The organism is Isoptericola sp. NPDC060185 (assembly GCF_042728595.1).
GTDB lineage: Bacteria > Actinomycetota > Actinomycetes > Actinomycetales > Cellulomonadaceae > Isoptericola.
In genome coordinates this window covers 1-11,649 of the sequence record NZ_JBHWYY010000104.1, presented here as the reverse complement: position 1 = coordinate 11,649, position 11,649 = coordinate 1, and the positions used below count along the sequence as shown (strand labels likewise).

General features: G+C 74.0%; 10 protein-coding genes. 6 read left to right on the top strand and 4 right to left on the bottom strand.

Annotated features, from left to right (window positions below; translation table 11 throughout):
• Positions 1 to 95 precede the first annotated feature (95 nt).
• The 5 genes from rpsO (at position 96) to ACFWDO_RS20055 (ending at position 5,499) form a co-directional block, all read left to right on the top strand.
• A complete protein-coding gene (rpsO, locus tag ACFWDO_RS20075; protein WP_380243829.1) occupies positions 96 to 365 on the top strand; it encodes a 30S ribosomal protein S15 in 270 nt (89 codons plus the stop codon).
• A 268-nt stretch (positions 366 to 633) separates the two neighbouring features.
• Complete coding sequence (locus ACFWDO_RS20070; protein ID WP_380327024.1) at positions 634 to 2,862, top strand: polyribonucleotide nucleotidyltransferase; 2,229 nt, start codon at positions 634 to 636, stop codon at positions 2,860 to 2,862.
• A 7-nt stretch (positions 2,863 to 2,869) separates the two neighbouring features.
• The gene (locus ACFWDO_RS20065; protein ID WP_380347131.1) at positions 2,870 to 4,198 is read left to right on the top strand and encodes a M16 family metallopeptidase; all 1,329 of its coding nucleotides are present in this window, start codon (positions 2,870 to 2,872) and stop codon (positions 4,196 to 4,198) included.
• A gap of 48 nt (positions 4,199 to 4,246) precedes the next feature.
• Positions 4,247 to 5,026 (top strand): 4-hydroxy-tetrahydrodipicolinate reductase, encoded by a 780-nt coding sequence (gene dapB / locus ACFWDO_RS20060; protein ID WP_380325492.1) that lies wholly within the window; start codon positions 4,247 to 4,249, stop codon positions 5,024 to 5,026.
• On the top strand, positions 5,023 to 5,499 hold the full coding sequence (locus tag ACFWDO_RS20055; RefSeq protein ID WP_380325495.1) for a tetratricopeptide repeat protein: 477 nt from the start codon (positions 5,023 to 5,025) through the stop codon (positions 5,497 to 5,499). The genes dapB and ACFWDO_RS20055 overlap by 4 nt, the downstream gene beginning before the upstream one ends.
• On the opposite strand, the gene ACFWDO_RS20050 is transcribed toward ACFWDO_RS20055, so the two are convergent.
• The 4 genes from ACFWDO_RS20050 to ACFWDO_RS20035 form a co-directional block, all read right to left on the bottom strand.
• Positions 5,477 to 6,184: a hypothetical protein gene (locus tag ACFWDO_RS20050; RefSeq protein ID WP_380325498.1), complete on the bottom strand. Its 708-nt coding sequence runs from the start codon at positions 6,182 to 6,184 to the stop codon at positions 5,477 to 5,479. The genes ACFWDO_RS20055 and ACFWDO_RS20050 overlap by 23 nt on opposite strands.
• 91 nt (positions 6,185 to 6,275) lie before the next feature.
• Positions 6,276 to 7,502: an MFS transporter gene (locus ACFWDO_RS20045; RefSeq protein ID WP_380325501.1), complete on the bottom strand. Its 1,227-nt coding sequence runs from the start codon at positions 7,500 to 7,502 to the stop codon at positions 6,276 to 6,278.
• Positions 7,503 to 7,548: 46 nt separating this feature from the next.
• Positions 7,549 to 9,432 (bottom strand): glycoside hydrolase family 3 protein, encoded by a 1,884-nt coding sequence (locus ACFWDO_RS20040; RefSeq protein WP_380325504.1) that lies wholly within the window; start codon positions 9,430 to 9,432, stop codon positions 7,549 to 7,551.
• Positions 9,432 to 10,757: an MFS transporter gene (locus ACFWDO_RS20035; protein WP_380325507.1), complete on the bottom strand. Its 1,326-nt coding sequence runs from the start codon at positions 10,755 to 10,757 to the stop codon at positions 9,432 to 9,434. The genes ACFWDO_RS20040 and ACFWDO_RS20035 overlap by 1 nt, the downstream gene beginning before the upstream one ends.
• Positions 10,758 to 10,944: 187 nt before the next feature.
• On the opposite strand from ACFWDO_RS20035, the gene ACFWDO_RS20030 reads away from it, so the two are divergent.
• The gene (locus ACFWDO_RS20030) at positions 10,945 to 11,580 is read left to right on the top strand and encodes a TetR/AcrR family transcriptional regulator (protein WP_380325511.1); all 636 of its coding nucleotides are present in this window, start codon (positions 10,945 to 10,947) and stop codon (positions 11,578 to 11,580) included.
• Positions 11,581 to 11,649: the final 69 nt, after the last annotated feature.

Here is an 11,649-nt window from a genome sequence, read left to right as displayed (position 1 = left end):
CTGGTAGCATGGTGGGGCCGTATGAACGGCCGCGGATCCAGAGCGCCCCGGTGAACGAGTCCCGGAGCACCGCGCAACGACACCGAAGGAGAGCCATGCCGCTCGACGCTGCCACCAAGCAGTCCATCATCACCGAGTACGCCACTCACGAGGGCGACACCGGCTCGCCCGAGGTGCAGATCGCGCTGCTGACCCAGCGCATCAACGACCTGAACGAGCACCTCAAGGAGCACAAGCACGACCACCACTCGCGTCGTGGCCTGCTCCTCCTCGTCGGCCAGCGCCGCCGCCTGCAGGGCTACCTGCAGAAGGTCGACATCGAGCGCTACCGCGCGCTGATCCAGCGCCTCGGCCTGCGCCGCTGACTCCGCCTGCCAGCCCGGTCACCTCTCGCAGGGGCCGGGCTGGTCTGGTGTGATGTCCCTGTCGGTGCGACCGTGACGGTCGCGCCGGCACACCCAGACCGCACGATGGCGGGCGACGCCCGCCACGCCACCACCGCGCCGCCGGATTCTCGTCCGGTCCTCGGTAGTGGCCCCCCGAACCGTCCGGCCCCGGCCGGGCCCGGCTCCGTGGGCCTCGATCGAAGACCGCCGAGCCGTGGCGGCGCCCTCGAGATCAAGGAGGGCACCCGTGGAGGGTCCCGAGATCCAGTTCGCCGAGGCCGTCATCGACAACGGCCGCTTCGGCACCCGCACCGTCCGCTTCGAGACGGGCCGCCTCGCCCGCCAGGCCGCCGGCTCCGTCGCCGCGTACCTGGACGGCGAGACGATGCTGCTGTCGGCCACGACGGCCGGCAAGCACCCCAAGGACCAGTTCGACTTCTTCCCCCTGACGGTGGACGTCGAGGAGCGGCAGTACGCCGCCGGCAAGATCCCCGGCTCGTTCTTCCGCCGCGAGGGTCGTCCCTCGACCGAGGCGATCCTGGCCTGCCGCCTCATCGACCGCCCGCTGCGCCCCCTGTTCGTCAAGGGTCTGCGCAACGAGGTCCAGGTCGTCATCGACGTCCTGGCCATCCACCCCGACGACGCCTACGACGTGCTGGCGATCAACGCCGCGTCGGCGTCCACGCAGATCTCCGGCCTGCCGTTCTCCGGCCCGGTCGCGGGTGTCCGCGTCGCGCTGATCGACGGCCAGTGGGTCGCGTTCCCGAAGTACTCGGACCTCGAGCGCGCCGTGTTCAACATGGTCGTGGCCGGCCGCATCGTGGGCGACGACGTCGCCATCGCGATGATCGAGGCCGAGGCGACCGACGACGCCTGGAAGCTCATCAAGAACGAGGGCGTCGCCGCGCCGACCGAGGAGGTCGTCGCCCAGGGCATCGAGGCGTCGAAGCCGTTCCTCAAGGCCCTCTGCGAGGCGCAGGCCTCGCTCGCCGCCCAGGCGGCCAAGGAGGTCAAGGACTTCCCGGTCTTCCTCGACTACCAGGACGACGCGTTCGCCGCCGTCGAGGCCGAGGTCGGCTCCGCGCTGGGCGACGCGCTCGCCATCGCGGACAAGCAGGACCGCGAGAACCGCCTCGACGAGATCAAGGCCGGCATGGTCAGCGCCCTGACCGCCGAGGCCTTCGAGGGTCGCGAGAAGGAGCTGTCGGCCGCGTACCGCGCGCTGCAGAAGAAGCTCATCCGCCAGCGCGTCCTCACCGACGGCGTCCGCATCGACGGCCGTGGGCTCGCGGACATCCGCACCCTGTCCGCCGAGGTCGAGGTCATCCCGCGCGTGCACGGCTCCGCCCTGTTCGAGCGCGGCGAGACCCAGATCCTGGGCGTCACCACGCTGAACATGCTGCGCATGGAGCAGCAGATCGACTCGCTCGGGCCGGTCACGCGCAAGCGCTACATGCACAACTACAACTTCCCGCCGTTCTCCACGGGCGAGACGGGCCGCGTCGGCAGCCCGAAGCGCCGCGAGATCGGCCACGGCGCGCTGGCCGAGCGGGCCCTCGTGCCCGTGCTGCCGAGCCGCGAGGAGTTCCCCTACGCGATCCGCCAGGTCTCCGAGGCGCTGGGCTCGAACGGCTCCACGTCGATGGGCTCCGTCTGCGCCTCGACGCTGTCTCTGCTCAACGCGGGCGTCCCGCTGAAGGCCCCGGTCGCGGGCATCGCGATGGGCCTCATCTCCGACACCGTCGACGGTGAGACCCGCTACGCGGCGCTGACCGACATCCTGGGCGCCGAGGACGCGTTCGGCGACATGGACTTCAAGGTCGCCGGCACCAGCGAGTTCGTCACGGCCATCCAGCTCGACACCAAGCTCGACGGCATCCCCGCGTCGGTCCTGGCCGGCGCGCTGACCCAGGCCCGCGACGCGCGCCTGACCATCCTCGAGGTGCTCGCCGAGGCGATCGACGTGCCCGACGAGATGTCCCCGAACGCGCCGCGCGTCATCACTGTGAAGGTGCCGGTCGACAAGATCGGCGAGGTCATCGGGCCCAAGGGCAAGATGATCAACCAGATCCAGGAGGAGACGGGCGCGGACATCTCCATCGAGGACGACGGCACCGTCTACATCGGCGCCACCGACGGCCCCTCGGCCGAGGCCGCCCGCGCGGCGATCAATGCGATCGCCAACCCGCACGTCCCCGAGGTGGGGGAGCGCTTCGTCGGCACCGTCGTCAAGACGACGTCGTTCGGCGCGTTCATCTCGCTCTCGCCGGGCAAGGACGGCCTGCTGCACATCAGCCAGATCCGCAAGCTCGTGGGTGGCAAGCGCGTCGAGAACGTCGACGACGTGCTGTCCGTGGGCCAGAAGGTCCAGGTCGAGATCGGCGAGATCGACCCGCGCGGCAAGCTGTCGCTGGTCGCGGTGACCGAGGACGAGAAGGCCGACGAGCCCGCCGCCGAGACCCCCGCGGAGGCCTGACGCTCCGATGACCTGGCACCTTCCGCTCGTCCCCGCGGGCGAGCCCGGTGCCGACCTGACCGCCGGGCAGGACGGTGCGACGATCCGTCGCACCGTCCTGCCCGGCGGTGTTCGTGTGCTCACCGAGACGATGCCGGGCCTGCGCTCGGCGACGGTGGGCGCCTGGGTCGGCGTGGGCTCGCGCGACGAGACCGACGGTCACTTCGGCTCGACCCACTTCCTCGAGCACCTGCTGTTCAAGGGCACGCCCCGCCGCTCGGCGATGGACATCGCCGAGGCGTTCGACGCCGTGGGCGGCGAGGCCAACGCCGCCACCGGCAAGGAGCACACCTGCTACTACGCGCGGGTGCTCGACGCCGACCTGCCGATGGCGGTCGACGTCATCGCCGACATGGTCACCTCGGCCCGCCTCGACGAGGGCGAGCTCGAGACCGAGCGCGGCGTGATCCTCGAAGAGCTCGCGATGAACGACGACGACCCGGGCGACGTCGTGCACGAGGAGTTCTCCGCCGCCGTGCTCGGCACGCACCCGCTGGGCCGCCCGATCGGCGGCACCCCGGACACCATCCGCGCCGTGCCACGCGACGCCGTCTGGGAGCACTACCGCTGGCACTACCGGCCCGAGACCCTCGTGGTCTCTGCCGCGGGCGGGGTGGACCACGACGCGCTCGTCGCGCAGGTCACGGGCGCGCTGGACGCCGGCGGCTGGGACCTCGCTGCCGGTGCCGCGCCGCGCGACCGCCGGGCGACCGCCGCGGACCGCGCGGGCGTCCCGGACGAGGGCGTCGAGCTGACCGTGCGGCGCCAGGTGGAGCAGGCGAACGTCATCGTGGGGTCCACGGGCCTGGCCGCCACCGACGACCGCCGCTTCACCCTGTCGGTGCTCAACGCCGTCCTGGGCGGCGGCATGTCGTCCCGCCTGTTCCAGGAGGTGCGCGAGCGCCGCGGACTCGCCTACACGACGTACTCCTTCGCCTCCGGGCACGGCGGCCTCGGCACGTTCGGCCTGTACGCGGGCTGCTCGCCCGCCAAGGTCGACCAGGTCACCGAGCTGCTGGTCGAAGAGCTCGAGCGCATGGCGTCCGAGCCCATCACCGACGCCGAGCTGCAGCGCAGCATCGGCCAGCTCTCCGGCGGGCTCGTGCTGGGACTCGAGGACTCGGGGTCGCGGATGAGCCGCCTGGGCAAGGCCGAGCTGGTGTACGGCGAGCTGCTCAGCCTCGAGGAGTCGCTCGATCGCGTGCGCGCGGTGACCGCCGAGGACGTGCGCGCCCTCGCGGCCGACCTGGCGTCGCGGCCCCGCTCGGTGGTCCGCGTGGGCCCCTTCGGCGACTGAACACCGTCCGCCGACCGACCTGACGAACGAGATCGGAGACCTGATCGCATGAGCAAGACCCTCGTGGTGGCCGTGCTCGGCGCGGCGGGGCGCATGGGCGCCACCGTCTGCCGTGCCGTCGAGGCGGCGCCGGGCCTGGAGCTCGGCGCCCGGCTCGGCTCCGGGGACGCCGTGGACGTGGCCACCCTGGCAGGGGCGGACGTCGTCGTGGACTTCAGCGTCCCGGCGGCGACCGAGGCCAACGTGCACGCCGTGCTGGACGCGGGCTCGCACGCCGTCGTCGGCACGACGGGCTGGGACGACGCGTCCCGGGGCCGCGTGTCCGACCACCTGGAGAGCGTGAACGCCGAGCGCGCCGAGGCCGGCGAGGCCGGGCTGGGCGTGCTCATCGCGCCGAACTTCGGGCTGTCGGCCGTGCTGGCGATGACCTTCGCGGCGAAGGCCGCGCGGTACTTCGAGTCGGCCGAGGTGGTCGAGCTGCACCACCCCGACAAGGTGGACGCCCCGTCGGGCACGGCGCGGCACACCGCGGCCGCGATCGCGCGTGCCCGGGCCGAGGCCGGCCTGGCTGCGATGCCCGACGCCACCGAGACGGGCGTCGAGGCGCGCGGCGCCGACGTCGACGGGGTGCGCGTGCACGCCGTGCGGCTGCGGGGACTCGTCGCGCACGAGGAGATCCTCTTCGGCAACGAGGGCGAGCAGCTGGTGATCCGGCAGGACTCGTTCGACCGGGCGTCGTTCATGCCCGGGGTGCTGCTCGCGGTGCGCGAGGTCGGGAACCGTCCGGGGCTGACCGTGGGGCTCGAGAACGTGCTGGACCTGTCGTGAGCGACGTGCCGCGCCGGCGGGCGCCGCGGGGGCTCGTGGGGGCGCTCGTCGTCACCGCTCTGCTCGCGCTGTACGTCTGGGCGATCGCCTGGCGCGGCGTGGCGATGATCGGGTCGGGCGAGCCGGTGCTCGTCGCGATCGGCGTCGCGGTGCTCGTCATCCCGCTGCTCGTCATCCTGCTCATCGCGAAGGAGTACCGGCTCGCGACGCGCGTGCAGCGGATGGCGGACGTCCTCGCCGCCGCCGGTGAGCTGCCGGTGGACGACCTCCCGCGCTCGCCCGGCGGCCGGATCGACCGCGCCGCCGCCGACGCGGCCTTCGACGAGCGACGCGCCGCCGTCGAGCAGGACCCGGAGAGTTGGAAGGCCTGGTACCACCTGGCGTTCGCCTATGACGCGGCGGGCGACCGGCGCCGGGCGCGCGCCACCCTGCGCACGGCGTCCTCCCTGTTCACGCCCGGCGAGGGGGCCTGACCGGGGCCGTCGGTTCCACCACGAGCCCGCCAAGGCCACCGACCCCACCGATCCCACCGACCCCACCGACCCCACCGACCCCACCGATCCCACCGACCCCACCGACCCCACCGACCCCACCGACCCCACCGACCCCACCGACCCCACCGAGCCCACCGTCGAGCGCATCGTCCAGGCCGTCGGCGGGGGCGTCGGGCGGCGCCAGCCGCGTCCAGCAGTAGAGGGCGTGGCGCACCCGGGCCGCGCGGTCGGCGAGCTCGCCGAGGGCCACGAGGGCGGTGGCCAGCCGGTCGGGTGGCACGGGGCCCGGGAGCGTGGCGGCCGAGCGGGCGAGGGCGGCGAGCCGGTCCGGCGTCGCGCCGGCGAGAGCTCGAGCGAGCTCGTCCGAGACGGTCACCACCCACGGGCCCTCGTCCGCGCCGTCGACGACGGCGCCGTGGCGCGGGTGCGCCGTGACCTCGGCGTAGGGCTGGCCGCACAGGGCCGCGGAGATCCGCCCGAGCATGACGAACGGCTCCACCGCCGGGAGCCGCACCGTGTCGAAGAGGGGGAGCCCCGACCCGCGCGCCACGACCGACGGGCCCACCTCCTGGTGCACGACGGTCGCGGCGACCGCGTCGGTGGGCGCCGCGAAGTAGTCCGTGACGATCGGTGCCCGGGCGCCCCGGGCCGCGGCGTGGTCCATGCGAGCACGGTCGCACCGCGGTGCTACGGGCGCGTCACGGTGCCGTGACGGTCGGGCTACGGGTCGCGCGACGCACCGGCGACCAGGTCGGTCAGGCCTGCCGAGGGAAGGACTGCCGGGCCACGAGCACGGCGACGAGCGCGACCGCGACGATGCCCGCGCCGGTGAGCGCGAGGGTCCCGGGCCCGGGCCCGGCGACGATCACGGCGCCCACGGCGGCGCCGAGGCCGATCCCGAAGTTGGAGGTCGCGTTGACGAAGGCGCCCGCGACGTCGGGAGTCGCCCCCTGGGTGCGCAGCGCCGCCGCCTGGAAGGTGGCGGGGATGGCACCGAAGGCGGCGAGCCACACGCCCGCCGCGACGAGCACCCCCACGGCGCCGGGCAGGGCCAGCGCGACCGCGACGAGTGCGACGGCGATCGTCGCCATCGCGACGATCGTCAGGGCGCGGGGGCTGCGGTCGAGGTAGCGGGCCGCGCCCCACAGCCCGACGAGGCCGAGCGCCCCGAACACCAGGAGCACCGGGCCGACGGCCGCCTCCGACAGCCCTGCGGCCAGGAGGATCACGGAGATGTAGGTGTAGACGGTGTACTGCCCGCCGAAGAGCACCGTGTTGGTGCCGACGACGAGCCCCAGCCGGGCGCGCCCGCGGCGGGCGGCGTCGGCGTCGCGCGGCGCGGCGGGCTCGACCGCGACGGACGGCAGGAGGCGCGCGACGAGCAGCGCCGTCACGGCGCAGACGGCGGCGAGGACGCCGAACGACCAGCGCCAGCCCACCGCGGCGCCGAGCGACGTGGACAGCGGCACGCCCAGCACGAAGCCGAGGGTGCCGCCGGCGGTGACGAGCGTGAGCGCCCGGCCCGTGTACAGGGGGCTGACGAGGCGGGCCGCGTACGCGATCGACACGGAGAAGAAGATCGCGTGCCCGAGCCCGCCGAGGACACGCGCCCCCGCCACCACCGCGTACGACGGCGCCACGGCGACCAGCAGGTTGCTCGCCGCGTAGGTGGCGAGCGTGCCCAGCAGCAGAGGCTTGCGGGCCAGCGACCGGGTGGCGACGGTCAGCGGCACGGCGCACGCGGCGACCACGAACGCGTAGACGGTGACCAGCAGCCCCGCCGTCGACTCGCTCACCCCGACGCCCCGCGCGACCTGCGGCAGCAGGCCCACGGGCAGCACCTCGGTGGTGATCGCGACGAAGTTGGCCACGCCGAGCACGGCGATCCCGGCGGCGGCGTCACGCACGGTGCGGTGGGTCACCGGGCCGGGCTCGGCGGGCTCGTGGGCAGGGTCGGGCGCAGGACCGGAGGGGTGGGGCACCGCCTCATCCTGCCACCGGCGCGGCGCACCCATGACGTCGCCCGTGTCAGACCTCGAGGCCGTGGCCGAACCGGAACAACGGGTCGGCGGTGTCGAACGGCACGTCCTCGCGGGAGGCCTCGACGGCGGCCATGGAGCGCGGCAGGTCGAACGGCAGGCGGCCCTCGGGCGGCACGACGCCGGTGAGGGCGTCGAGCAGCGCGGGCGTGGAGGCGCCGAAGTCCGCCACCAGGGTGCCGTGGTCGCCGAGCGCCTCGAGCACGGGCGCGAGGACGGCGGGCCGGTCGAGGTAGACGTCGACGACGGTCGGCACCTGCGCGGCGACCTCCGCCACGCGGGCGACGACCTCGGCGGGGAAGTCCAGCGAGCCGGCGTGGAAGAAGCCCTCGAAGCCGGGGCCGCGGTCCTCGTACGGAGCCTTGAGGCGCAGCAGCGCCACGTCGGCCTCCGCCGGCGTCGCGACGACGGTCATGCCCTCGAGGTCGGCCGAGTCGCCGAGGTCGGCCGCGCCCTCCGCGTACACGCGCAGCCCCTGCGCGAGCGGGAGGTGGGCGGCGCCGCTCGCGGCGGACGCGAGCACGGTCACGGACCGCGACTGCGCGCGGCGCCCGGCGGCGACGAGGTCGGCGTGCCCGACGAGGGACGCCGCGGCGTCGGCGTCCACGAACCGGGCGCCGTCGAACAGGCCCAGCTCGAACTTCTCGCGCAGCAGGCGCGCGACGGACACGTCGAGGCGGTCCTCGGTGACGCGGCCGGCGCGGACGAGCTCCACCACGAGCTCCGGGCAGGCCTCGCCGCCGAGCTGGTCGGCACCGGCGGCGAGGATCCGCTCGACGCGGTCGAGCGGCGTCAGGTGCTCGACCCCCCAGGCGCGGGCCGGGAAGGGTCGCCCCATGATCTCGGCGTCCGAGACCAGGCCCCAGTCGGTGCAGACGATCCCGTCGAAGCCGAGGTCCTCGCGTAGCAGCCGCGTGAGGACCTGCCGGTTGAAGCCGAAGCCCACCTGCTCGACGTCCTCGGGGCCGTCGCCGAGGTCGGCCTCGAGGCCCACGGGCATGCCGTAGTAGGGCATCATCTGGCGGGTCCCGGCGGCGAGGAGCTCACGGAACGGAGCCAGGTGCTCGGCGAACCGGCCCCCGGGGTACACCTGCTCGCGCCCGTAGGCGAAGTGCGGGTCCTCGCCGTCGGCCTGCGGGCCGCCGCCCGGGAAGTGCTTCGTCATCGTCGAGACCGACGCCGCGCCGAAGGTCCCGGGCAGGCCGGCCTCGCGGGCGACGTCGCCGGTGGCCTGGAAGCCGCGCACGTACGCGGCGCCCATCCGGCCGGTGAGCTCCGCGTCCTCGCCGAAGGTGCCGTTCGCGCGGGCCCAGCGGGGCTCGGTCGCGAGGTCCACCTGGGGGTGCAGCGCGGTGCGGATGCCGACCGCGAGGTACTCGCGGCGGGCCGCGTCGGCGTGCTCCTCGACGAGGCGCTCGTCGCGGGTGGCGGCGAGGCCGAGCGTCTCGGGCCACTGGGAGAACGGTCCGGACAGCATCGCCGTGCCGGGGTTGTCCGTGAAGGCGTGCCGCGGGTCGGTGGAGACGGTCACCGGGATGCCGAGCCGGGTGGACGCGGCGAGCTCCTGGAGCCGGTTGTGCCAGAGGGCGAACTCGCGGGCCGTGGGCGGGGCCATGAGGACGTTGAAGTGCGTCATGCCGCGCTCCACCACCATGTCGGTGGTGGCGGGCACGCCCATGGCGGACGGGCCCTCGGACAGCGTGCCGCCGGTGCCCACCTCGATCATGGTCTGGAAGAGCTGTCCAGCCTTCTCCTCGAGGGTCATGCGGCCCAGGAGGTCGGCGACGCGCTCGGCGACGGGGCGCGACGCGTCCCGGTACGGGGCGTCGGCGGGGACGGGGGACAGGGTCTCGACGGTCGTCGCGTCGGTCATCAGCGGGCTCCTCGGATGAACATGGTGGCCACGGCGCCGACGGCGACGATGACCGCGGAGATGGCGAACAGGGCGGTGTAGTTGCCGCCCCCGCCGATGGCGAGGAAGGCCGGGGCGAGGGCCGGCGCCACCGACTGGGGCAGCGCGTTGGCGATGTTGAAGACGCCCATGTTCTTGGCGGCCTCGGTCTCGGCGTTGGGCAGCACGTCGGTGACGAGCGCGAGGTCGACGGCGAAGTAGGCGCCGAGGCCCGCGCCGAACAGGGACGCGCCGACGTAGAGCATCGCCGGGTCGTGCGCGACGGCGAACACGGCCAGGCCGGCGCCGGCCAGGAGCGTGGCGACCACGACGAAGACCTTGCGGCGGCCGGTGCGGTCGGAGAGGGCGCCGCCCACCGTGGACGCGATGACGAGCACCACGGCCTGGACGATCATGAGGCGCAGCTGCCAGCTCAGGGCCGTCGCGCTGTCGAAGCCGAACCGGTCGGACAGGAAGTACAGCTGGTAGGTGTTGTAGAGCGCGAAGCCGAACAGCATGAGGAAGCGGCCGAGGAACGCCCACGCGAAGTCGGGGTAGCGGCGCGGCGACACCCAGAAGCCCTGGAGGAAGGCGCCCAGGCGGAAGGCCTCGAGGTCGCCCTTCGGCAGGTGCCGGTCCTGGAGGACGAGGACGAGGGCGAGGACGCCGACGAGCGCGAGAGCGGTCGGGACCACGAAGATCCAGATCTGGTCCGCGCCCGCGGCGGTGAACCCGAAGGCGAGGCCGATGCCGACCAGGGGCGCGAGCTGCTGCACCATGCCGAGCAGGCCCGAGACGCGGGCGCGCTGCCGCTCCGCGACCTGGTCGGGCAGGATCGCCTGGAGCGCGGCCTGGGTGCCGTTGAACGCCAGCTGGGCGACGGCCCACCCGAGCACCACCACGCCGATCGTGGGGGCGAACGCGATGAGCAGCAGGCCGATGCTGCCGAGCAGCACGCCCCACAGCAGCCAGGGACGGCGCATGCCGAGGCGCGACGTGGTGCGGTCGGACAGGGCGCCCGCGAGCGGGTTGGCGACGAAGGCGAAGAACGCGCCGACGCCGGTGACGAGCGCGAGGTTCCCGGCGCGGTTCTCCGGGGTGGACAGGGCGTCCACCTTGAGCGCGAGGGTGCTGATGACCGGCGTGAGCAGCGCGATGTAGAGCGTGAAGTAGGCGAGGACGTACGCCACCACGACCCCCGTGCTCGCGACGCGTCCCTCGCGGTGCGGCGTGCCGGCGCCCGGGGGCGGCGGCACGGTCGGGGACGCGGGGGACTGGCCGGCCGGTGCGGCCTGAACATCTGCCATGGACGGACTCCTGGGTGTCTGGCCGGTCCGTCGTCGGGCCGGCGCCTTCGACCAATGCCTACCGTATGGTCGGTGAAGGAAGGCTACCGCATGGTAGGTATTGATTCGACACCCCGGCGTGACCGGGGCGTGGAGGAACCGTCGGGACGAGTCGGTCGAGACGGGACGGCGGGGGACAATGGCGCACGTGAGCGATACGACGACGGAACCGGCCGGCCGCGGGCGCGGCTACGCCAAGGGGCGTGCGAAGCGCGAGGAGATCCTGCAGGCGGCGATCGTCGCGTTCGGCGAGGTGGGCTACCACGGGGCGTCCCTGCGCGAGATCGCGGCGCGCGTCGGCATCTCGCACCCGGGGCTGCTGCATCACTTCCCGACGAAGGTCGCGCTGCTCGAGGCGGTGCTGGAGCACCGCGACGCCGTCGACTTCGCGGACTTCGACACCGACGTCGAGCAGGGCCGCTCGATGTTCGAGGCGCTCGTGCGCCTGGTGCAGCGCAACGCCCTGCGGCGGCCGGTGGTCGAGGTCTTCACCGGGCTCGCCGCCGAGGCGACATCCGTCGACCACCCCGCGCACGACTACTTCGCGCGGCGCTACGCGGACACCGTCGAGCGCGTCCGGGTGGAGCTGCAGCGGCTGGCCGCCGACGACCGGCTGCGCGACGGCGTCGACCCGGCCGTCGCCGCGCGGGCGATCGTCGCGCTCATGGACGGGCTGCAGGTGCAGTGGCTGTACTCGCTCGAGCGCCCGCGCGCCGAGCGCGTCGACATGGCCGGCGACCTGCGGTCCTACCTCGACCTGATCCTCGTCGACCCGGCGGCCTGACCGGGGGCCCGCCGGCCAAATCGCCTTCGAGCAAGCGATCCGTCGCGCCATCGGCGCGGATGGCGCGAC

What these genes read in the sequence shown, in the direction of transcription:
- rpsO (WP_380243829.1), top strand. Translation starts at nt 96, where the DNA reads ATGCCGCTCGACGCTGCCACCAAGCAGTCCATCATCACCGAGTACGCC.
- ACFWDO_RS20065 (WP_380347131.1), top strand. Translation starts at nt 2,870, where the DNA reads ATGACCTGGCACCTTCCGCTCGTCCCCGCGGGCGAGCCCGGTGCCGAC.
- dapB (WP_380325492.1), top strand. Translation starts at nt 4,247, where the DNA reads ATGAGCAAGACCCTCGTGGTGGCCGTGCTCGGCGCGGCGGGGCGCATG.
- ACFWDO_RS20050 (WP_380325498.1), bottom strand. Translation starts at nt 6,184, where the DNA reads ATGGACCACGCCGCGGCCCGGGGCGCCCGGGCACCGATCGTCACGGAC.
- ACFWDO_RS20040 (WP_380325504.1), bottom strand. Translation starts at nt 9,432, where the DNA reads ATGACCGACGCGACGACCGTCGAGACCCTGTCCCCCGTCCCCGCCGAC.
- ACFWDO_RS20035 (WP_380325507.1), bottom strand. Translation starts at nt 10,757, where the DNA reads ATGGCAGATGTTCAGGCCGCACCGGCCGGCCAGTCCCCCGCGTCCCCG.